General features: G+C 57.1%; 19 protein-coding genes, 1 tRNA gene and 3 pseudogenes. 15 read left to right on the top strand and 8 right to left on the bottom strand.

Going from position 1 to position 21,966, the window contains the following annotated elements:
- Nucleotides 1–19: 19 nt before the first annotated feature.
- Nucleotides 20–535 (bottom strand): DUF805 domain-containing protein, encoded by a 516-nt coding sequence (locus tag AC2FNZ_RS11665; protein WP_093964957.1) that lies wholly within the window; start codon nt 533–535, stop codon nt 20–22.
- Nucleotides 536–838: 303 nt separating this feature from the next.
- On the opposite strand from AC2FNZ_RS11665, the gene AC2FNZ_RS11660 reads away from it, so the two are divergent.
- Nucleotides 839–1,965 (top strand): IS3 family transposase gene (locus AC2FNZ_RS11660; RefSeq protein ID WP_496840397.1). Its coding sequence is split into 2 segments (ribosomal slippage): nt 839–1,103 and nt 1,103–1,965, totalling 1,128 coding nucleotides; the frame shifts between segments, so codons are not numbered across the junction.
- Between the two features lie 374 nt (nt 1,966–2,339).
- Here the strand turns inward: AC2FNZ_RS11660 and AC2FNZ_RS11655 are convergent.
- A complete protein-coding gene (locus tag AC2FNZ_RS11655; protein ID WP_496840740.1) occupies nt 2,340–3,881 on the bottom strand; it encodes a metal-dependent hydrolase family protein in 1,542 nt (513 codons plus the stop codon).
- Between the two features lie 34 nt (nt 3,882–3,915).
- Here AC2FNZ_RS11655 and AC2FNZ_RS11650 point away from each other — a divergent pair, with 34 nt between their 5' ends.
- Nucleotides 3,916–4,980 (top strand): AraC family transcriptional regulator, encoded by a 1,065-nt coding sequence (locus tag AC2FNZ_RS11650; protein ID WP_271950342.1) that lies wholly within the window; start codon nt 3,916–3,918, stop codon nt 4,978–4,980.
- Between the two features lie 239 nt (nt 4,981–5,219).
- Here the strand turns inward: AC2FNZ_RS11650 and AC2FNZ_RS11645 are convergent, their stop codons facing one another.
- Nucleotides 5,220–7,304, bottom strand: coding sequence for a winged helix-turn-helix domain-containing tetratricopeptide repeat protein (locus AC2FNZ_RS11645; RefSeq protein ID WP_496840739.1), 2,085 nt, complete (start codon nt 7,302–7,304; stop codon nt 5,220–5,222).
- On the opposite strand from AC2FNZ_RS11645, the gene AC2FNZ_RS11640 reads away from it, so the two are divergent.
- On the top strand, nt 7,282–7,698 hold the full coding sequence (locus AC2FNZ_RS11640; protein WP_496840738.1) for a polysaccharide lyase family protein: 417 nt from the start codon (nt 7,282–7,284) through the stop codon (nt 7,696–7,698). The genes AC2FNZ_RS11645 and AC2FNZ_RS11640 overlap by 23 nt on opposite strands.
- Nucleotides 7,699–8,280: 582 nt before the next feature.
- On the opposite strand, the gene AC2FNZ_RS11635 is transcribed toward AC2FNZ_RS11640, so the two are convergent.
- Nucleotides 8,281–9,075, bottom strand: a complete 795-nt coding sequence (locus AC2FNZ_RS11635) for an SDR family oxidoreductase (RefSeq protein ID WP_496840737.1) — start codon at nt 9,073–9,075, stop codon at nt 8,281–8,283.
- A gap of 229 nt (nt 9,076–9,304) precedes the next feature.
- Between AC2FNZ_RS11635 and AC2FNZ_RS11630 the strand changes: the two genes are divergently transcribed.
- A complete protein-coding gene (locus AC2FNZ_RS11630; RefSeq protein WP_496840736.1) occupies nt 9,305–10,264 on the top strand; it encodes a TAXI family TRAP transporter solute-binding subunit in 960 nt (319 codons plus the stop codon).
- 72 nt (nt 10,265–10,336) lie between these two features.
- A complete protein-coding gene (locus tag AC2FNZ_RS11625) occupies nt 10,337–12,130 on the top strand; it encodes a TRAP transporter permease (protein WP_496840735.1) in 1,794 nt (597 codons plus the stop codon).
- 140 nt (nt 12,131–12,270) lie between these two features.
- On the opposite strand, the gene AC2FNZ_RS11620 is transcribed toward AC2FNZ_RS11625, so the two are convergent.
- Entirely contained in the window at nt 12,271–12,468 is a 198-nt protein-coding gene (locus AC2FNZ_RS11620; protein WP_496833756.1) for a hypothetical protein, read from the bottom strand.
- A 538-nt stretch (nt 12,469–13,006) separates the two neighbouring features.
- Entirely contained in the window at nt 13,007–13,657 is a 651-nt protein-coding gene (locus tag AC2FNZ_RS11615) for a 5-formyltetrahydrofolate cyclo-ligase (RefSeq protein WP_496840734.1), read from the bottom strand.
- A gap of 293 nt (nt 13,658–13,950) precedes the next feature.
- Between AC2FNZ_RS11615 and AC2FNZ_RS11610 the strand changes: the two genes are divergently transcribed.
- The 9 genes and pseudogenes from AC2FNZ_RS11610 (at nt 13,951) to AC2FNZ_RS11570 (ending at nt 18,959) form a co-directional block, all read left to right on the top strand.
- Complete coding sequence (locus tag AC2FNZ_RS11610; RefSeq protein WP_496840733.1) at nt 13,951–14,838, top strand: LysR family transcriptional regulator; 888 nt, start codon at nt 13,951–13,953, stop codon at nt 14,836–14,838.
- A 107-nt stretch (nt 14,839–14,945) separates the two neighbouring features.
- Complete coding sequence (gene wrbA, locus AC2FNZ_RS11605) at nt 14,946–15,569, top strand: NAD(P)H:quinone oxidoreductase (protein WP_496840732.1); 624 nt, start codon at nt 14,946–14,948, stop codon at nt 15,567–15,569.
- Nucleotides 15,569–16,207 carry a DsbA family oxidoreductase gene (locus AC2FNZ_RS11600; protein WP_496840731.1) on the top strand — a complete coding sequence of 213 codons (639 nt, stop codon included), beginning with the start codon at nt 15,569–15,571 and terminating at the stop codon, nt 16,205–16,207. The genes wrbA and AC2FNZ_RS11600 overlap by 1 nt, the downstream gene beginning before the upstream one ends.
- Before the next feature lie 12 nt (nt 16,208–16,219).
- Nucleotides 16,220–16,363, top strand: a complete 144-nt coding sequence (locus AC2FNZ_RS11595; protein ID WP_496840730.1) for a hypothetical protein — start codon at nt 16,220–16,222, stop codon at nt 16,361–16,363.
- A 21-nt stretch (nt 16,364–16,384) separates the two neighbouring features.
- On the top strand, nt 16,385–17,281 hold the full coding sequence (locus AC2FNZ_RS11590; protein WP_496840729.1) for an EamA family transporter: 897 nt from the start codon (nt 16,385–16,387) through the stop codon (nt 17,279–17,281).
- Nucleotides 17,282–17,536: 255 nt separating this feature from the next.
- A pseudogene (locus AC2FNZ_RS11585) lies at nt 17,537–17,685 on the top strand (IS3 family transposase); the annotation flags it as partial.
- Nucleotides 17,686–17,817: 132 nt separating this feature from the next.
- A pseudogene (locus AC2FNZ_RS11580) lies at nt 17,818–17,952 on the top strand (MerR family transcriptional regulator); the annotation flags it as partial.
- A gap of 17 nt (nt 17,953–17,969) precedes the next feature.
- Complete coding sequence (locus tag AC2FNZ_RS11575; RefSeq protein WP_496840752.1) at nt 17,970–18,368, top strand: hypothetical protein; 399 nt, start codon at nt 17,970–17,972, stop codon at nt 18,366–18,368.
- A 9-nt stretch (nt 18,369–18,377) separates the two neighbouring features.
- Nucleotides 18,378–18,959 (top strand): annotated as a pseudogene (locus AC2FNZ_RS11570) (tyrosine-type recombinase/integrase).
- A gap of 65 nt (nt 18,960–19,024) precedes the next feature.
- On the opposite strand, the gene AC2FNZ_RS11565 reads toward AC2FNZ_RS11570, so the two are convergent.
- Nucleotides 19,025–19,101 (bottom strand) — tRNA-Pro (locus AC2FNZ_RS11565).
- 105 nt (nt 19,102–19,206) lie between these two features.
- Nucleotides 19,207–20,319, bottom strand: coding sequence for a THUMP domain-containing class I SAM-dependent RNA methyltransferase (locus AC2FNZ_RS11560; protein WP_496840728.1), 1,113 nt, complete (start codon nt 20,317–20,319; stop codon nt 19,207–19,209).
- A 298-nt stretch (nt 20,320–20,617) separates the two neighbouring features.
- Here AC2FNZ_RS11560 and AC2FNZ_RS11555 point away from each other — a divergent pair, with 298 nt between their 5' ends.
- Entirely contained in the window at nt 20,618–21,961 is a 1,344-nt protein-coding gene (locus AC2FNZ_RS11555) for a Na(+)-translocating NADH-quinone reductase subunit A (protein WP_496840727.1), read from the top strand.
- Nucleotides 21,962–21,966: the final 5 nt, after the last annotated feature.

The raw sequence follows: 21,966 nt of genomic DNA, 5'->3' as shown, positions 1-21,966 counted from the left end.
GATGATCCACGTCATAAGTTCAAGCTGCGGGTGCACCATATTCATTTTCACCTTCCTGTGACGGTCGGCTTAGCCACCAGATCATCAGCACAGAGAGTATCAGTTGAAGAACTCCCACAACCATCAAACCTGTGACGCCAAGTAGAGCCGCTGGGCCCCTCAATGCTTCAGGGTCGTCAGCCCCTTGCTCGAGGACTGAAAATACAGCGATGCCACTGAACAGCATGAACATGGTTGCGATGCTGAGCGCTGCAGGCAAGAGCAAGTACCAGCCTGGTCTTCCAGTGTCATGCAAACGCCGCCATCCGGCGGCCAGCATGGGCACGACAACTGCAAGTTGGAAGATCGGAGTTAAGACTTGGCTACTCTCTCCAGTTTCAGGGTTCACGCCGAATAGAGAGGCGTCGATGATTGCCAAAACAATGCTGACGAGGACCACGAACAACACAAACCACCAGTACTCTGACCGCGCCGCGCGCCCGGAAAAAACGAAGTATTTTGTGAGGCACGTCTTTATTGCTTCAACAAAACTCATGTTTGTTCATTCCCTGAAAACGTTGCCACATATGTTCTGCCAAGAGGAAACGTAACACAAGCATTGGTCAATGGGTCATGTGTCTGTCGGAATATTGCTGCGCTGAGGCGAACGGCAGCTAGTGTCCGCAATGCAGTCGTTCAATGAATTTGGCTGAGCGACCGCATCGAGCCCGTATAGCTCATTGGCGAACGGCGCTGCAGCTGTCTCTATGGGCGGTTAGCAGACCTCCGCTACGCGGTGCCCCTGAGCCTCCCCATTTGAACTGGTCCACCGCTATGTTTAGGAAACGGAGGACCAAGAATGGCAAACAAGCGACCGAAGCCGGAAGAGATTGTCTCAAAGTTACGGCAGGTTGAGGTGCTGATGGGGCAAGGCATGCCCCGGCTGGATGCAATCAGACAGATTGGTGTTGTTGAACAGACCTATTACCGATGGCGCAAGCAATACGGCGGAATGGGTGTAGATCAACTGAAGGAACTGAAGCGGCTTCAGAAGGAAAATGATCGGCTGAGACGAGCTGTGTCAGACCTGACGCTCGACAAGCTGATCTTGACGGAGGCTGCAAAGGGAAACTTCTGAGCCCCGCTCGCCGTCGCGCCTGCATCGAACATGTGCGTCGCCAGTTCAAAGTGTCTGAGCGCAGAGCCTGTCGCGTGCTGGGACAACATCGTTCCACACAGAGGCACATCCCGAGAGGCCGTGTCGATGAGGATCGGTTGGTTGCCGACATGATCGAATTGGCCAGGCAGTATGGTCGATACGGCTATCGTCGAATTGCGGCCTTGCTCAGAGAGGCAGGTTGGTCGGTCAGCGATGGCCGTGTCGAACGACTATGGCGGAGAGAGGGGCTGAAGGTTCCCGCAAAACAACCGAGGAAGGGGCGGCTCTGGCTGAACGATGGCTCGTGTGTTCGGCTGAGGCCGGAGTATCGCAATCATGTATGGAGCTATGACTTCGTTCATTGTCGAACCGACGATGGCAAAGCTTTTCGGACGCTGAACATCCTTGATGAGCACAGCCGGGAGTGCCTTGCGATCAGAGTGAAGCGCAAGCTGAACTCGGTCGATGTGATCGATGCCCTGACGGATCTGTTCATACTGCGCGGTGCACCCCGCTTCATACGTTCAGACAATGGGCCAGAATTTATCGCCCAGGCCGTCCGAGACTGGATCGCCGCAGTTGGCGCCCAGACGGCTTACATCGAACCTGGCAGCCCTTGGGAGAACGGATACTGTGAAAGCTTCAACGGCAGGTTCAGGGACGAGTTGCTCAACGGTGAGATCTTCTACAGCCTGCGCGAAGCTCAAATTCTGATCGAACAATGGAGAAAACACTACAACACAAAACGACCCCACAGTGCTCTGGGTTACCGCCCGCCAGCGCCCGAAACCATCATCCCGATGGATCACAGGCCGATGATGCACTAACAATCAACTTGGACCAGTCAGTTGGGGCTGCTCATGTGGCTTAGTGCAAAATTCCCCTCTAAGCGACTTTCGGATAACTACCTCTTCCTGCATCTCTGGAGTTGCGAATTCCAGTATCGAATGTCCGCTTCGGGCTGACTGCGGTCCTTTGGAGTAATATTGCGGATGTCCTCAAAGTCCCGCAGAGCAGACATTCATCCAAGTTTCAGCGAAGGTCCGCTCAGAGCCCAAAGTGACGGCTACAGAGGGACAGGTTGAATGTCCGGTAAAGATGTTTAGCACATGTAGAAGGCTCTGAAAATCAATTCACCGTAACATTCACAGGGGCGAGGTCGCGCAGGGTGGCCGAGGTAGGCCACCACCCTGCGCTATACTCAGTTCAGAGTATTCTTGTAGATCACGCCATCTTTCATGATCAGTCGCATCGTCGGGATGTCACGAGGACGCGGTTCGGCGTCGTACCATTTCTCGTTGCCGCCGATGACACTGATGTCTTCAAGAGGGTTTCCATCGACAATGAGAACGTCGGCGTAAGCGCCTTCGACAATCACACCAAGAGGACCTTCGAGGTAAGGGTTGGCTTTTCCCGAGTATGCCAGAAGCTCCCCTGCCGAAGAGGTTGCCGCAACAAGCATCGCGTGGTTTCCAAATAGGTGGGCATGGAACCATTTCTCATAGTCCAGCTGGGTTCGCAGCAACTCTCCCGTGGCAAACACGACGTCGGACTGAAAGGCCATCTTAGGACGGATCGCCTTGACGTTCTCGACGAAGTCCTTGGATTGATCGGTCGCAAGTGCCAGCTTGTCCTGATTTGCCTTGGTTTGCAGGCCGGGATTTTGTTCCAGATAGGGCGAGATACCGGTCATCTGCGAAACAAGGAAAACGTCATTGTCTTTCATGAGCTGCAGCGTCTCGGGGCTGGCGAAAAACCCGTGCTCGATGCTTTTTACGCCGGCCTCGACGGCCCGCACGATCCCTTCATCCGAAAAAACATGAACGCCGACATATGTGTCCCAATCGGCGGCAACGCGTACTGCTGCGTCAAGTTCTTCGGGCTGGTATTGCAGAGTGTGCAGCGGATCCAGGATCGAGGCGACGCCGCCCCCGGCCATCAGCTTGATCTGCGTTGCCCCCTGGGACAGGTTCTGCCGTACGGCTGTCATGACGCCATCCACACCATCAGCGACATATGTGATGCCGAGCCGTTGCGCGCTGCTGTCATTGGCATAGGGCGGCAGGTTCGGGTTTCGCTGTGACGCGTTGCGAAAATCACCATGCCCCGAGGTTTGCGACACAAAGGCGCCACTCGGGTATATGCGCGGCCCTTCAACCAGCCCCGCGTCAACAGTTTTCTTCAGACCGGAACCTCCGCCACCCATTTCGCGGACGCTGGTAAACCCGCTGTAGAGATACTCGTTGGCCATATGCGCAGCCCGAGGACCGATTTCGTCCCACGCGCCACCCTCCATGCCGCCAACACCACCGGGCATGTTCATGTAGAGGTGCGTGTGCGCATCAATCAGCCCAGGCATCAAAGTGCGTCCATCGCAGTCAATCTGGTTTGCCCCTTTTGCCTCAAGCGACGTATCGCCGACAGCCGAAATCAGATTGCCTTCAATCAGAATATTTTGCCCTTCAATCAAGGTTTCGGTGAGACCATCAAACACCGCACAGTTCGTGAATAGAACCAGTGCCGGTGAAGCCTCTTCCTGAGCGAGCGACGACGTAGCCGTTGCTGTCGCGAGCAAAACCCCCGCAACAGATTGTAGAGTAATTTTCATTTCCATCTCCCATTGGATCAGCCCCCCGCTCGGGGCGTTTGAACTGAGAGACAGTATAACGAGTGACGGAACTCTCGCCTGTCTTCGAGGTGCGCGAAGGACAGTATTTTGCCCCATAGGGACAATTTTGAGCAATTTTTTTCCCTTTTAATTGTTCTGCGTCGCTAGAATGAAACTGAACATCAAAGCGAACCCTGGATCGATGAAGCACACTTTACCACTCGTAAAACTGAGCGTTTTGCGCCCCTTCGCCATGGAACTCCGCGAATGCGGCATTGAGCCGGAACCAGTGTTCGAGAGCGTCGGATTAACTGAGAGTGCAATCTTTGAGGCTGACCTCTCAGTTCACGTCATGGTCATCCACCAGTTTGTCGAGAACGCCGCCAAGTCTGCCGAAGATCCCTTTTTTGGGGCCCGCGTTGGAAGCAAACTCGATGTTCAGGGTTGGACGATACTTGAGGACGCTGAGGCGCGCGCGACAACGGTTGGAGACTTCCTGTCGATCTTTATCGCGCGGTCCAACGAGATTGCCAGTTCTGTCACAGAACATCTTAATATAGTCGGCCAAACTGCAGTTTTTGGAGAGACGCGATCTTTTGCACCCCAAATTCTGCCCGCTCAGAACGACGCATTCATGGTGGCGCTCGGCTTGGCCGTTCTCCGGCGGGCTCTACGCAACCGGCTGGACCCATCGAAAGTAACAGTTACTGTAAGCGACCCCAAGGTTCTACCATCGGAATTCGACCTGATGCACCCAATGAAGGGGAACAGAATGGGGTTCAGTATTCACTTTCCGTCGTCTTGGTTGTCCCTAAAACTGGATCCTGCGTCATCCAGTTTAGCCACGGAGGAAAAATCCGGCACGGCTGCCGACGGGTTTGTTCAATCTTTTAGGCAAATGCTCCGGGCGCACATCGAACAGATTGACCTTAGCGCTTCAAAATGTGCGGCTCTCGCATCGATGAGCCAGCACAAGCTGAAACGACGACTAGCTGAGAACGGGACCAATATTACCAACGAGATAAGCTTCGTGAGGCAGCAATACGCAAGAGAGGTTCTAGTCACGACCAGTAGGTCGGTTTCCGATATCGCTACAGCGCTGGGGTTCACGGATGCCGCCAATTTCGCTCGAGCCTTCCGCCGCGCAAACGGCATGACGCCAACCGCTTTTAGAAAATTGCAGGAAGTCGAGAACGGCGAAAAAACTGAGTTGCTCGCCGAACCGGACACTTAACCTGGCGGGTTCAACGGCGGCTTCGTCCGCAACCCGGTCATTCCTCAAGTTTTCGTCGACTTCCGCTCTTGTGCGAAGCTTTTGTTGAGAGCGGAAAGCGCGATCTTTCGCGACCAAACGACTGATCAGCGGCTCTTAGCTGTCATCAGAGAATAACAGTCAGATGACCGGTTCGAGCTCTGAGTGCGTTTTTCCGCGCGATGAATGATTGTCTGCAATGCCGTGATTGCGGGACGCCATCAATGCTGAGGCATTCCGGAAGCCTCCATCGCGACAAGCCAGCGATCCAGTGCCCCGGGGGCGGTCCACATCCGGGATTCTATGCCCTTCACCCGCGAAACGGTCCAGTCAGGGTTCTCCGCAAGATAGTCGCTCATGGCTTTTGCCGCATTGTCTTTGTCGCCAAGGCAATGGTGAATGGCCGCAAGGAGTTTGTTTGCCGCGACCGGCATCGAGGGCGCTGATTTGAACGAGTCCAGAGCGGTGTCACAGTCCCCTTTCTGCCACAACGCCCACGCCTTGTTCCATTGCAGGTCAAAGTGTTTGAGCGGGTCAATGCGCTCCAGCTGACCAAGTGTCGCCAGGGCCTCATCCGTCTTGCCCTGATATATCTGCGATACCGCGAGCCCGTTGCCAACGATGGTGGACGAAGGATTCAATTCGATCCCGCGCTGGAATGCGCGTGCCGCGTCTTCGACATTGCCGTCGAACATCAAGGCCCGCCCGAGCGCATGGTAGGCCAGGAAATTGTTGGGATCGAGCTCGACGCCCCGGCGGGCGAGATCGTTCATCCGTTTGCGCAGGGCCACTTCGTCGCCTTCGATCCAGCCATTGTGGAGCCCGATACGCAACGACAGGGCCTGCCCCAAAAAGCCCCAGGCGGAGTCCGGGTAGTCCTTCATGGACTGTTCCTGTTCCTCGATATTGATCAGCAGGTTTTCGCGGGTGAAGTTGCGCATGATCCGGCTTTGCGCTGCATTCGAGATCATCAAGGCGCTGACATCGCCAGCGGACATGCTGGCATCCGCGGTATCAATCACGTTTGTGCCCACAGCCTTGGCGATTATTCGGCTGATTTCGCTGTTTGCCTCAAGCATCGCACTCAGCGGCACGTCGAACTCATCCGCCCAGATATGGGCTTCTGTTGCGCCGTCGATCAACTGGGCGGTGATCTTCAGCCGCGAGCCGTCATATTGCTGGCTGCCTTCAAGAACCAAATCGGCCCCAAGCGCCTTGGCGATCTCACTAATCCCTTGAGGCGAGTCGCGAAACTGAAAGCTGGAGCGGCGCGAAATGACCGCCATCTGTGGAAACCGTGCCAGGGCGGTTATGATGTTTTCACTGATCGCGTCGCTCAAGAAGCCCTTGTGCGGCTCGACAGAGAAATCCTCAAACGGCAGGACGGCGACCACCGGTGCATCGATGTCGTTGTCAGGGCGCGTCAGAACATAGGCGGTGATCAGGGCGAAAACCGCGAGGGCGGCCACCATCGAATAGGCGCCAAGCCGTTTCTTCGAAGTCGTGGAGTGGGTTTCCGGGGCGGGCAGGACCAGCCTGTAGCCCTCACGCGGAACAGTTTCGATAATGCGTTTTTCGGTATCGCCCACCACGCGCCGGATTTCCGCGATGCATTGCGCGACGCTGTCGGCTGCAACGGCGCGGCCTGACCAGATCTCGTCGATCAGCGCTTCGCGTGTTACTGTCTGGTCGGCTTTTTTTGCCAATGCCACAAGGACTTCGCGGGATTGATGCCTCAGCTCTATTTCGTTTCCGGCCAAGTCGTAGACCCGGCCGGTTGTCCGCTCGACAATCACGGTTCCCAGGCGGATTTCGGAAGATTTCAAGGTTTTTCGTTTGGTAAATCGCACCGGCTGGTCCTCCAATTCGACCATCGCCAATGCCCACTGTCTCGACTTTTTCGACAGTGGCCCTTCGGCAACGGGGAGGAGCATCTTCCGCTCCCACGAACGAGGATACTTGATGAAACGTGTGACGAAAACAGCGAACCATCTTCTAATGCGAACTGCACGTGCGGGCCTGCCGCCGCGCATTCTTGCAATTTCAATTGCATTGCTTCTCGCCAACTCGGCTGTTGCCGAGAGTTTCGATTTGACCACACCTCGTGCAGATGCCCCTGTTCGCCATGCGGACGGAAGTGAGAGTTTCCGGCTTCTTCCTGGCGAGTGCAGCGATCGTGAATATTTTTCTGACGAGTTACAACGCAACACCTCAGATTGTGGCCGCTCCCGAAACAGGATCGAGTACTTCGAAACATCGTCATCTAGCGCCGGAGACCGGCGTATGTACGAGTGGGAGATCTTCATTCCGGAGGATTTCAGCTACAATGCACTCAACGCACGTTTGACCGTCGGCCAATTCGAAACGGGCGCCGATATGCTTTATGGTTTCGAACTGAATAATGATGGCTACACCTTCCGAGCACGCGACTGCATCTCTGCGGACGATTTCGGTGACTGGCACAAGGTCTCTGTGCGCATCCAATACGATTCTACGCCGCGCAAATCCCTCAAGGATAAAACGCCCGGTGTGTTTGTGGTCGAATGTGATGGAAAGGTTATTGCCGACTCATCTGGCAGACCCAATATGGCCGAGGGCGGCGAGATTCAGTTCAGATATGGCCTCTTCGGTGCCAAGAATATCCCTGACACCGACAACGTCTCGGTATCATATCGGAACGTCCGAATCTCGGAGTGGTAAGGGCTGCAGGCCACGCAAAACCGGCGCCTTCGTGTTCCGGATACTCTCGGCTATGCGCCGTGTCCGTCACGTGTCGTGCGTCTTGATCCCCCCTTACATATACGGACCCGCTCGAAAAAAAGCGGGAACCGGTTCTTGGGTAAGATAATTGGCAGCAGGCGGCGGACACCCGACTTTGTAGCTTGAAAGCTCAGTTTCGCCATCCGTCGAGTTGGCGTATTGATATTCGCAATCATGGCAGCGGAGGCTGCACACAGAGGGTCCAAAAACAGCTCTATCTCTTGGAAGCTGACCTTGGTACGATGCGCCGCGAAGGTCAGGAAAGTCCCGCATTTCGGCGTTCGCAAAGCCTGACGGTGAAGGTCCGGTTAGGGCCGAGTGCAGACCCTAGATTGCGATCAACGAACGAGGGCTTTGTCCGCAGCTTCGCCGTTGACGCAATTCTTCCTACGTTCGGTTGTAGGTAGAAGCCGCCGCTGAGAATGTGGTTATTTTTTGGGTCCCGAGCCTAGTTGTCTGACTGCGATTTGGCCGATACGTTCGCGCTTGGTTAGGTCGCCAATCATCCTGGTTGGTGTTGAGCTAGCGTCCCGGGGTCGCTGCGGAACCTGCCAGTATGCCTCCGTCAATCGATAATTCGGCACCGGTGATGTAAGTAGCTTCGTCGGAAGCGAGAAGCACAGCCAGAGCCGCGACTTCTTCGGTAGTTCCAAACCGTCGCAATGGAGTGTCCGCGACCATCGCAGCTTCACGCTCAGCTCTGTCTGGTCCTTCACCCAGCATCGGCTCCCACATCGGTGTCATGATCGCCGCGGGATGGATGGAATTGCATCGGATCGCAAGGTCTTGGCTTGCGCAATACAAGGCAACGGACTTTGTATGATTGCGAACAGCAGCCTTAGAAGCCGCGTAGGCCGCCGCCATCGGAATTCCAACAAGGCCAGAGCGGGAGGATATATTGATGATCGATCCGCAACCATTTCTTCGCATTGCCTTGATCCCATAACGACAGCCCAAGAAAGTCCCGTCGTTGTTCACGGCATGGACGGCTCGCCAGTCAGCCAAGCTGGCGTGCTCAGGATCGTGTGCAGGAGGGGTGCCGGTAGCGGAAGATTCAAAGCCAGTTACGCCAGCGTTGTTCACCAACACGTCCAACACCGGAAATTCAGTCTCAACCCTTTGCCAATCCGCCTCTGACGAGACGTCGAGCTGGCGGAATATAGCGCCGAATTCATCTGCGGAACTTTGGCCGTTATTGGCGTCGACATCTGTCAGAATGACGTCAGCGCCTTCTTCGCGAAACGCTCTGGCGATGGCCAGTCCTATTCCTCGAGCTCCTCCGGTCACAAGAGCGGTTTTCTTTTCCAACCTGGACATCACACGCTCCTGAGACAGATCTGCGAAGGCTAGGCGTTTCACCTAAATGCGGTTTGCCACCTGCCTTTTTCATGTAGTCAAATAGCAAAGACAACACCAGTCTGTCGGACCTTGGTTCCACAACTTCCTGGTCGGTGCACAAGCGACGCCCCGCGCCACCGAGATCCCGGGCCATTGACCCCGGATCAGTCTGAGTGCTTTATCGCTGCTATCAAAGGGAGACTCTCAAATGTTCGACAATTTCAAGTGCATGGTTGCCGCCGTAGCCGCCACGGTGGTCGTGTCATCTCCGGTTTGGGCCGAAACGCGCGTGACCTACAAGTCCGCCAAGGCGGGGACTTCATACTACCAAATGGGCGTCCAGATCGCCGAAGCCATGAAGGCCGGATCGGACGGGAACATCATTGTGACCGTCGAAGAAGGTCAGGGTTCGGTTCAGAACGTAATGGAAGTTCGCGCGCGCGGTGGCGACTATGTGTTCACTACACCGCCGGCCTTGGTTGGGCTTGCCCAGGGCGGAAAAGCGATGTTCGAGGGCAAAAGCGATCCGTCCTTTGACGAGATCCGCGCCTTGTTCCCGATTCCTTCTTTGACCATGCATTTTGTTGTTTCCGCGGACAGTGGGATCGACAGCTTTGAAGACATGGAAGGCAAGACCATCCTCTTGGGAAAAGGCAGTTTTGGCGCGCGCGAAGGCGAGAAATACCTGAACTTGTTTGGACTTGAAGGCAAAGTCAACATTGCCGATGCAGAGCTCTCCAACGCTGTCGGCGCCCTGAAAAACGGCCAGATCGACGGCTTTGTCACCGCCGGCTCCTGGCCCGCCCCGAATGTGGTGGAAGCCGCCGCCTCGGCTGGTGTGAAAGTGTTGTCCCTGAGTGACGACCAAGTCGCGCAGACCAAGCGCGCCCGTCTGGTGATCCCGGCCGGCACCTATGCTGGTCAGGATGAGGATATCGTGACGACCTCTTTGCCAGTTGTGGCATATACCACCACCAAGATGGACGATGACACCGCCTATCAGCTGACCAAGACCTTCTGGGAAAGCAAGAATGCGATGGCTGAAACTGCGGCCTGGTGGGCCGGTGTCGATACCGATTTGATGGAGAATATCACGGGCAAGATCCATCCCGGAGCAATCCGTTACTACAAGGAAGCGGGCATTGCGCTGACTGACGACCAAATGTAGCTCACCCTTCGAAAAGTTTAAGCAGAGGCCGGGCCAGATCAGGCCCGGTTTTTCTGTCGGGAAGGAGAAAACGTGACCGGATCGGTTGATCTTCCGCAGAAGCGGAGCCTGCGAGCCTTGTGGATTGCCTTGGCATTGGCTCTGGTCGCTTTCCACATCGGGTTGGTCTTTCTGGGCCTTGTTCCCAACCTAGTCAGTCGACCATTGCACCTAGCGCTCATTCTGCCTTGGGTGTTCTTGTTCGGCGTGGTCGATCGCGCCCGTTTGGCTTCAGGTGCGGTGCTTTGCGCAATCGGCATGGCCTCTGCCGTTTGGGTGGCATGGAACCACGACATGCTGGGGGACCAGTATGGTTTTCTGGAAAGCCGTTTTCAGGTCGCGGTAGGGTTAGCGCTTCTGGCGGTAGTGATTGAGGCCGCAAGGCGCGCCATCGGCTGGCCACTTCCCACAGTGGCAGCCCTCGCGCTTCTATATGCCTTTTTCGGTCAGCACATACCCGGAGAGTTTGGTCATTCGGGAATGCCTCTGCGCTCATTCCTTGGGTCGATGACCATCGCGGAAGGTGGTATCTGGGGCAGCCTTACGGCCGTCTCCGTCGGCGTGGTCTCGATTTTCGTGATCTTCGGCGCCGTTTTGAACGCCGGCGAGGCGGGACAGGGCTTCATGAATGTAGCGGCTGCTGCCGCTGGCCGGCTCAAAGGTGGAGCGGCCAAGGTTTCCGTTTTGTCGTCTGCGCTGTTTGGCTCCATATCCGGTTCGGCCAGTGCAAATGTTGCCTCGACCGGAGCCATTACGCTTCCAGCCATGATGCGGTTGGGATATCCCAAGCGACTGGCAGCGGGTGTCGAAGCCGTTGCAAGTTCGGGCGGACAGATCATGCCGCCGCTGATGGGAGCAGGCGCCTTTGTCATGGTCGAGCTCACGGGCGTCCCCTATACCCAGATCATGGGAGCCGCGCTTCTGCCTGCCATTCTCTATTTCTTGGCCGTCTGGGTGGGTATCGACGCCTACGCCACCCGATTTGAGCTCAAGGGGTTGGACCCGTCACAACGCCCGCAAACCCGCGATGTGGTCGTAACGTCCATGTTCTTCCTCGTGCCCTTCAGCGTGTTGATGGTCGGAATGTTCGCAGCCGGCTACACGCCCCAATATGCGGCATGCCTTGCCATTTTCGCAGGGGCATTCCTGTTGCTGATCGATGGCAAGCTGACGTTCGACGTGAACAGGACCGCTGACCGCGTAACCCAAGCGCTGGTCACTGCATCCCGGCAAGTGTCCATGATCGCGGCTATCATCTTCTGCGCCTCGATCATTATCGGTGTCTTGGGGGCGACTGGGCTGGGCGTAAAGATCACTTCCGTGATCCTCGAAGGGTCGGGGGGCGTGTTGTGGGCATCCTTGTTGCTGACTGCAATTGCCTGCCTGATCCTGGGCATGGAAGTGCCGACAACGGCGGCTTACGTGATCTGCGTATCGGTGGCCGGCCCGGCCTTGATGCAGCTTGGCCTTGAGCCACTCCAGGCACATTTGTTCGTTTTCTGGTTCGCGCTGTTATCCACGATTACGCCACCCGTTTGTGGGGCGGTTTTCATCGCTGCTGGGATGGCGGGAGAAAACTGGATCAAGGTGGCGCTGACAGCGATGGCTTTAGGTGTCGGCCTTTATTTGATCCCGGTCGGGATGATCACTTGGCCGGATCTGATCCAACTTCCGTCGGAGCCAGTTGCTGCTATTACGGCATTTGTTGCCTTGGCCCTTGGGCTGTCAGCGTTGTCTTTCGCGCTGATTGGGCGGGCAAATATTTTGGTGAGAACGGCCTTGGGCCTCGCGAGCGTTGCGATCCTTTTGGGGCCGGTGATTGTGTGAGTTGGATCACGGGTTGTGGCGTTCGCCAACGCATCGTTTTTCGGGAGTCGCGGCCTGTTGCTAAGATCCGGACTTATCGCCTTCGATCATTGCATAGTGATGATGAAATATGCCGAGGTCCTGATGCAACGAGAAAGCCATCAAGACAGCAATTTCATCGATCCCTTGAGCCGCTTTTCCGCGTCGTTTGCAATGGCATGCAAGCGCTCTCGACGAGTCACATTTTCGCCGGACCCCTCCTGGCTTGATGACAAACCGGTTCGCGTGCGCCCTGTGTTTTCATCCCGTCCCGGACGCTTGTGGAGGTCTTGTTTTTTGCTTTCGTCTGTCTGTGCCATTCCGTTTCCTCCGTCTAGCCGTGAATCGTAGGCGATGGCTTCACCTGTGGCAATCACCCAGGAAACAGTTGGCCTTTGAATAGCTGACTGGTCTGTTCACAGATCACTGACCGCCGGGACCAGGAATGGCTCATGATCCTGTTCGCGGGATCCGTAGCGCTTACGAAAGAATGAAGTCTTAGAATTCTTTCGATGTGCGAAAGGGGATGCATTTTGGCTTGGCGCAGTTCAGAGAGCCAAAGCTCCCATTCAGTAAGAGACCAGGCACGCTTTGTTCGCTGGCTGCGGTCTGTCCGACTGCAAATCCAATCTCGGTCGGTCCCGGGGCCAGCACTCTAGTTGGCGGGCCTCCGGAAAAATCTTTCGAGTGTATTAGAGCGGTGTGTCCGTCAGTGTAGTCAGCGCGTTGTGATGGGGTGCCATGGCTGCACTGCGACGCTGTTGACCGGGGTGGCAACGTCAAGCTGTCCGAGCGGGAAAGTGAGCCTGGTGCGTAAGAATCTGCTAGAGACACTTGGCGCAAACACACCAATTTGAGTCAAGGTAAGCTTTTCCCATCGGACAGCACGATTTCATCCATCGGCACATCCCAAGGCATCGGGAAGATGGTTTCGATCGCGCAATTTGCGAAACCCACGCCAATTACATGTGGACGTGGATCCAAGGACGCTAGCGTTCTGTCGTAGTTTCCACCGCCATTGCCCAGCCGGTAGAGGCTTTCGTCTACACCGACCAATGGTGCAATGACGATGTCCGGCACGTCTGCGCAGCTGTTTTTGGGAACCGGAATGTTCCACACGCCGCGCATCATTTCGCAGCCAGGGGACCACTGGTGGAATTCAAGCGGCTGGTCCTTTCCTCCCACAACAGGCAGAAGAACCGTGGCTCCGGCTTTATGAATCGACGCCATCCATTGCCGCAAATCAGGTTCGCCGCGAATGGGCCAATAGACCGCGATCTTCAGTCCTGGCTCCGGAGTGATGACGCTCTCCAACCCCGAGACCAATGTTTTGGTGGCATGTTCCCGTTCTTGAAGTGGCATCTTTCTCTGTGCCAACAGTCGAACCCGCTCGGCCTGCCGGAAACGCGCAACATCGCGCGCGGCTTCGCGGTCGATACTAACTCCGGCGACGATCAGATGTTGGAAGCAGGGTGCTGAACCGCCAAGATCCGAATTGTCATCACTCATGCCGTTGCCTCCTGTGGCACCCTGCAATTAGTTTGCAAATGATTCAATACTACTGGTTGTTGAGCCCGATCATTCAAATCAACCGATTTGGCGCTTGTCGCAGCCTTGACTGCAATGCGGGTGTTTTCATACTTGAGACAGCGATCTCCTACGTATCAAGCGTTGTCCAGAGCGTTGCCTGCGGAGATTTTGGAAGCACAAGTTTTAGGCCGCCGCCGTAGGAAATGGATGCGCGTTATTTGCGCGCAAATACGTCTGCTAGGGCCGTCAATTCGACAGAAAGGGTGCCCGATATGGACAAGCTGGCGGTCATGCACGCCTTTCGGCGCATCGTGGAACGCGGCAGCTTTGCGCGCGCATCCGAGGACTTAGGCGTGTCGCCAGCGTTGCTGAGCCGAGAGGTCAGGCTCTTGGAAGAAAGCTTGGGCACGCTTCTTCTGACCCGGACCACTCGGTCCATGTCACTCACCGATGCGGGCCGACTATATTACGAGGAGGCGCAAAACATTCTCGCTGCGGTAGGCGACGTTGAGAACCGCATCCGGGAGGGGGCCGGAGCGGTCCGCGGACACCTGCGAGTCAATGCGTCCAGCTCTTTTGGCCAAGAGGTGATTGCACCGATGCTGCCGGGTTTCATGGCGAGCTACCCTGATTTGCGGGTCACGCTGTCGATGGATGATCGCGTCGTCGACATGGTTGAAGGCGGTTTTGACGTGTCGATCCGCATTCGTGCAGCGATGCCAGACTCGGCGTTGGTTGCCCGAAAGATCGGAGCGGTGCGGCAAAGAGTGTATGCCTCACCAGCTTATGTTGCGTCGGCCGGAATGCCGGAAAAACCCGAGGACGTAGCCCGGCACAAAGTGATCGGATTTCTTCTTGCCGATCACCTCACCACATGGACGCTTACTGGTCCGGATGGGACAACCACAGTTGAGCTCGACCCAATGATCCGCGTGGGGAACAGTCTTGTTCTGCGAGACTTGCTGATTTCCGGTCAAGGTATCGGGACCTTGCCCGATTTCGTCTCGCGCCGCGCTGAGGCGCGAGGGGATCTGGTCCGCGTTCTTCCTGACTACGAGCTTCCGGCGCCCGAAATCTTTGCCGTAACAACATCAAGACTGGGTGCGGATGCAAAGGTATCGGCCTTTGTCGATCATTTGCGATCGACCTTGCGCGACTGAGATTATTCAACCTGCGTAAAGAATGAAGTCAAACCAGACCGCTTACTCCGTGGTCGGGTAATTCCCATTCTCTCTGGCAAGCAAACGTCACGCCTGAGAGGTTCAAAATGACACGCATTCTAGTTCTTTACTATTCCAGCTACGGTCACGTCCGCGCCCTTGCAGAGGCTGAGGCGGAAGGCGCACGCAGCGTCGCCGGCACACATGTCGATCTGCGCCGCGTTCCGGAAACTGTCCCTGAAGAAACTCGCCAAAAAGCAGGGTTCACAGACGACAGAACCCCTGTGGCAAGCCCTGCCGACCTAGAGCACTACGACGCCATCATCTTTGGCACACCAACCCTGTTCGGCATGATGGCGGGTCAGATGAAATCCTTTCTCGATCAAGCCGGCAGCCTTTGGGCACGCAATGCATTGGTTGGCAAGGTCGGGGCGGTTTTTGCCTCCACCGGCTCGCAGCATGGCGGGCACGAGGCGACGCTGCTAACCACGCAAGTCCCGCTCCAGCACTTTGGAATGCTGATCGTTGGCATGCCTTATACCTATGTTGGCCAAACCACGGCTGACGAAATCGTCGGCGGCGCGCCCTACGGCGCTGGCACCATCGCTGGCGCGGATGGATCGCGCAGTCCGACAGAGAAGGATCTCGCCGGTGCGCGGTTTCAGGGCAAACATGTTGCGCGAATCGCAGTGCGGCTGGCCGGGGCGAACCTTCATGAGGAGGCCGCGTGATGGCGACCCTCACTGTAGAGCTCTACCACGATGTCGTGTGCTGCTGGTGTTTCAACATTTCCTCGCGGTTGCGCGAGCTTGCCACCGAGTTCGATATAATGGTCGAGCATAGAACTTTTGTCCTGCAGGCAAACCGTGCAGAAATGGCAGCACGGTGGGGCACACCGGATCAGGCCCGAGAGACGATTTTGCGCCATTGGTCGGTTTGCCGACAGGTCAGCGACCGGCCCGAATTGGTCGATATCGATGCGATGCGCACGGCCAAATTCGACTATCCGCATGGATTGAACGCAGCCATCGGCTGCAAGTCAGCGGAACGCTTGGGCGGACAACCTGCCCATTGGGATATGTTCGACCGCCTCCAATTGGCCCATCTCAGCGAGGCGCGCTACGTCGCGGACACCGAGGTTGTGTTTAGCGTCGCAGACGAACTGGGTTACGACGCGCGCTTGTTCGCCGAAGCGTTCCGGGATCCGGCAACGGTCCGGGCGGTTGAGCAAGACCGACACCGCGCGCGCGCTCTGCAAGTTCACTCTGTTCCGACCCTCATCATACGAGAAACCGGCACTCGTCTGGTCAATGGGCCAACCGATGACCTTGCCGCGCAGTTGCGAACTGCCATGCGCCTGGTCGCCTGAAAGGAGAACGCCATGAAACGCATCATTCGGCGGGTTTTCAAACCCATCCAACCGCCACGCCATGTGCATTGCGATCTGCCCCCTGAACTGCGTCGCGACATGGGGCTTCCGCCGTGTCCGCAACGTCCCCGCTTGAAGATCCACACTCTGTGGTGATTGAGAATCTGGAGCTCTGCCATGTCCCGCTCAACCGACATCTTTTTGACCGCTCTGGCGCCCGCCGTCTGGGGCAGCACCTACCTGGTTACGACCGAGGCTTTGCCGAACGGCTACCCAATCACCTTGGCAGCTTTGCGCGCGCTACCGGCCGGGCTCCTTCTTCTGGCGCTCACACGCTGTCTGCCTCATCGTGCCTGGCTGGGTAGGGTCTTTCTGCTGGGCGCCTTCAATTTTGCAGTGTTTTGGGTGCTGCTTTTCATTGCAGCCTATCGCCTTCCGGGTGGCGTTGCGGCGACCTTGGGTGCTCTTCAGGCAATGATGGTTATCTTCATGGCGCATGGTTGGCTCGGCACTCCCGTCCGGATCGGGGCAGTTGCGGCAGCGGCGACTGGTGTCGTGGGAGTGGCTCTGTTGCTTGTCACACCGGAGGCCGCGTTGGACCCTGTCGGTGTTGCCGCCGGTCTTGGCGGAGCCGCGTCGATGGCGGCGGGAACTGTTCTGAGCCGGAGATGGCAACCACCAGTCTCAGCATTGAGCTTCACCGCGTGGCAATTGACAGCAGGTGGTTTGATACTGGTGCCAGTCGCATTGATCCTTGAGCCGCCTTTACCTGCGCTCAGCGCTACAAATGTTGCCGGTCTCTTGTGGCTTGGATTGATTGGTGCCGCAGCTACCTATGCTCTTTGGTTCCGTGGTATAGCGCGTCTAGAACCCAGTGCGGTTTCGATGCTAGGGATGATGAGCCCCTTGACAGCTGTCGCGCTCGGTTGGGTATTTCTTGGACAGGGGTTGAGCCTCACACAGTTGATAGGATCAACCCTAGTTATTGGCTCTGTTTTGATCGGCCAAAGAGTAAACCGAAAGGACAATTTAGGTTCAAATATCTGGCGATCATCGACAGTCGAGTCCGTCTGATAGTTTTTGCGTCGGCAAGTGGACAGCTCAGAATGTCGACCGCATGCTCAAGTCATTAGAGCGAGTATCCGTAGAATTCGTTTCGGGTCAGGACCATGCCCGCGACCAGTAGTGCGGCACGAAGCATGCTGGTCCTGCCCGGCATCTGGTCGTAGCGAACATTGCCTTTGACCTGCTCCCCGCAAAATCACTCACCATGAAGTAGAGTCCGCCCAACCTATGTAGGAGCAGACGAATGCGGAAGAGCCGTTTTAAAACACCGTCGGGCCGCACCCGTCGCTCGGGAAAAAACGCCGGCCGTAGCGCGCCGGACGCTTGAGCAATCTGAGGACTCCGCGCCCGGCGCGCTTGCCAAACCCGAAACCGACGACTACCAAAATCAAACCCGCAGACTCTCGTCATGAACGAGGGGCCAGCGGGGACCGATCAGAATTTCTTTCGTTTAATTTCAATATCTTAAAATTTTTTCCCAAAACTTCGCGCATCGCAGCTCCTCGTCGCTACAGACAACCCAACTTGATTGAGGAGAGCAAAAGGTGACACGACCGTATACCCCGGAATCCCTTACGGAGCGTTGGGATTGCAGCGCTGAAACTGTGCGGCAGCTCTGCAAGTCAGGCCGACTGAGTTCGTTTAGAATTGGTCGGCTTTTTCGCATCCCTTCACAGGCAGTAGAGGAATTTGAGCAGTGCAGGAATACACAATCGGCCGCCTCAAAGGTCGCTTCGTCGTTGTCTGGTATCAGAAAGATGGAAAAAGACGCCGGTATCGTCTTGATGCGGAAACCCGTGAGGCAGCTGAAGCAGAAGCGCGAGATATCCTCCTCTCCGCAACAGCCCAGAAAAGCCAGTTGACCGTGGAAATGATCTGGCATGCATATAGCGAAACCGTCGTAGGCCGCCCGGTCCATGAAGACATGAAATACACAGGGCGTTCGGTTCTGCCATGGTTCGGATCTCTTCGCCCTGATCAGATCAGTGCGAATGACTGCCGTGCCTATATTGTGGACCGTAAGAGAGCGGGAATTCATGATGGAACGATATGGACCCAACTGGCGAAACTGAGAACATGTTTGAATTGGGCGTAGAAGACAGGGCTGATTGAGCGAGCGCCCTACATAGAACGCCCTAGCAAACCTGCGCCGAAAGAGAGATACTTCACGCGAGACGAGATCAAGAAGCTGCTTTCAGTTGATTGCGCACGCCACATCAAGCTGGCGATCCAGCTGATGCTGTCGACAGCGGCACGAGTGACTGCCGTCTTGGAACTCACCTGGGACAGGGTAGATTTTTCGCGCCGCCAGATAATTCTTCGCACCGGTGAGGGGCGCAGAAAGGGCCGCGCCATAGTGCCCATGAACGACGGTCTCCATTCAGCATTGATAGACGCACACGAAGCGGCACTTTCGGAGTATATGATTGAATGAGCGGGCGGTCCTGTGAAGTCTATCAAGAAAGGGTTCAAGGCGGCTGCGGACGCCGCTGGGCTGCGGAACGTTTCGTCGCATGTTCTTCGGCATACTGTGGCAGTCCATATGGCTGAGGCAGGAATTTCGATGGATGAGATAGCTCAGTATCTCGGCCACACCCATACCAGAATCACGGCGTCGACCTATGCTCGGTTCAGACCCGAGCATCTACGGAAGGCTGCCAGAGTTCTGGACTTCGAAAAGCAATGAGGTTCAACGAACCTTGGGGCTCTGTCCTGCCAACAAAAAAGGCGCCACAGGGCGCCTTGATTTATTGGTCGGAGTGAGAGGATTCGAACCTCCGACCCCTGCCTCCCGAAGACAGTGCTCTACCAGGCTGAGCTACACTCCGACCGTGGCGCGTGATCTATACCCAGTGGATTTGATGCGCAAGAGGGATTCTGTGTGCTTTTTGTCCGAACTGGCTATGCCGCTTGGACCCGCAGGAATTGTCCGGTCAGGGCAGGGCCTCGGTTTGATAGAGGCGTATCTTCGTGCCGCCATGATCGACGATCGGACCCGGAGGCAGCAACGGCAGGCGGGTGGCGCGCGCCAGAGACTGGTTGCTGGTAACGACGCCGACACGCCAGCCGGAAAACCTGGACATCATCACTTTGCCAAAGCTGCCATACAGCGACCGCAGCCGTTTTTCGTCGCCGATGCGCGCTCCATACGGTGGGTTGACGATTACCAGACCCGGCCCGCCCATGGGCGGTTTCAGGTCAGCGACTGCGCGTTTTTGGAATTGCGTCGCGCCGTCCACCCCGGCGCGGCTGGCATTTGCCTGCGCGGCCGCGATCGCCCCGTCGTTCCGGTCCGAGCCAAAGAACACGGTATCTGTCTGCGTCGCGACCCAGTCGGCGCGGAGTTCTGCCCATGCCTTGGGGTCGAATCCAGCAAAGTCCTGAAAGGCAAAGGCTCTGTCGCGGCCGGGCGGCAGGCCCATCGCGATCTGCGCGGCTTCGATCACGAAAGTGCCCGAGCCGCACATCGGGTCCAGCACCGGTTCAGATCCGTCAAAGCCGCAATTGCGAAGAAACATAGCCGCCATCGTTTCGCGCATGGGGGCCTTTGCCACCGCTTCCTTGTGCCCGCGCTTGTGCAGCGCCTCTCCGGAACTGTCGAGGGAAAGTGTGCAGATGTCTTTCTCGATTCGCAGCAGAACACGGACCGTCGCCTCGGACGAGATCGGAGCCCCCAACGTGTCAGAGATTGCGCCTTCAATCCGTTGCCGTGCGGCGCCGGCATGATAGATGCGGGATTTTCGGCTGGTGGCCTCAACCCGGACCGGAACGTCGGGTTTCAGAAAATCTCCCCACGGAAACTTTCGCGCCCGCTTGTCGAGCTGAGCCAGGTGCACAGCCGGGAACGAGCCCACCCGAACCAACACCTTGTTGGCCCCGCGCAACTGGAGGTTGGCCCGCCAGACCTCGCGCAGGTTACCACGAACCGTGACACCACCGGGTGCAAGTCGGGCCTCAGCGAATCCGGCCTCCTGCGCTTCGGCAAGGAGGGGAGCCTCCAGACCGGGTGTCGCGACCAGAAAAATCTCAAGATCGGTGTTGTCCATTCCGGCTGCTTATAACAGCAGGGCCGTCCGTGCGACACGAAATTTCCTACCAAGTTTTTGGTATTCTGCCCGTGGTTTCGGGTAAAAACATCTACACGGCGCGCGATTTGGGCGGTAACAGGTTTGCGTTTGGCCGCTTCGCCGCGTAAAGGGGCCGTAATCAGAGAGACGTCCGCGGATTTCGGCCGGTCCTCGTCGTTTTCGCGACGGGCTTGACGAAACTCCGCGCCATTCAGTGCCCAAAGCAAAGGGCCCTGTATGACGGGCGCAAGAAAAAGGCTTGGAAGAACGTAGCGACATGCAAACTTTCAAACTGAAAAAGGGACTGGACCTTCCGATCGAGGGATCGCCTGAACAGGTCATTCAGCCCGGGCCAGCATATTCTTCGGTTGGCGTACTGGGCGGAGACTATATCGGTCTCAAACCACGGATGCTGGTGCAGGAAGGCGACCTCGTCCAGCGCGGCACGCCGCTGTTCTGCCACAAGGACGCACCCGAGGCGATGATGGTGGCGCCGCTGACCGGCAAGGTCGTGGCCATCAACCGCGGCGCGCGGCGCGTGTTGCAGAGCGTCGTCATCGAAGTGTCGGACCCCAACGACCCCGGTGTCGATTTCTCAAGCGTGGGCGATGCCGAGACCGCGCAGGGCCTCACCGCCAAGCTGTGCGCCGCCGGCCTGTGGACCGCGTTCCGCACGCGGCCCTATTCCAAGATGCCGCAGCCGGGCACCCAGCCCGCCGCGATTTTCGTCACCGCCATGGACAGCGAGCCGCTGGCCGCCGATGCCGCGCTGATCATCAATGACGCGGCCGAGGCCTTTGCCGCCGGTCTGGCCGCCGTGGCCAAGCTGACCGAAGGCAAGACCTATCTGTGCCAGAAGGATGGCGACACGATCCCCGGCACTGATCTGCCGGGCGTCGAGGCCGCGGCCTTCAGCGGCCCCCATCCTGCGGGATTGGCCGGGACACATATCCATTTCCTCGAACCCGTGACCGCCGAGAAAACCGTCTGGACCATCGGCTATCAGGACGTGATTGCCATCGGGCGGCTGCTGCAGTCGGGCCATCTGGACCCGAACGTGGTGGTCGCTCTGACCGGTCCCGGCGCGCGTCAACCGCGTCTGATCCGCACCGTCATGGGGGCCTCGACCGAGGATCTGACCCGCGACGAGATCACTGTCGACGGCGAAGCACGGGTCATTTCGGGTTCGGTCCTGTCGGGTCGTCACGCCACCGGGCCGTTCGCCTATCTGGGACGCTTCGCGCGCCAAATCTGCATCATCCGCGAGGATCACGACCAGATCCCGATGGGTTGGATCCGTCCGATGCCGTCGAAATACGCGGTCCAGCCGGTTCTGGGTTCGGCCTTTGCCAAAAAGCTGTTCGCCCTCACGTCAAACCTGAACGGCGGTCGCCGCGCCATGGTGCCGACCGGCACCTTCGAAGAGCTCATGCCGCAGGATTACCTGCCGACGCAACTGCTGCGGGCGCTTTTGGTGATGGATACCGACACGGCGCAGGCCTTGGGCGCGCTGGAGCTGGACGAAGAAGATTTGGGCCTTGTGGGCTTTGCCTGTCCGGCCAAGTATGAATACGGGCTGGCGCTGCGCGACTGCCTTACCAAGATTGAAAAGGAGGGCTGATCCAC

The organism is Ruegeria sp. SAZA006 (assembly GCF_059613465.1).
Note: the sequence above shows the minus strand (reverse complement) of the source record. Positions and strands in the feature narration are given on the sequence as shown.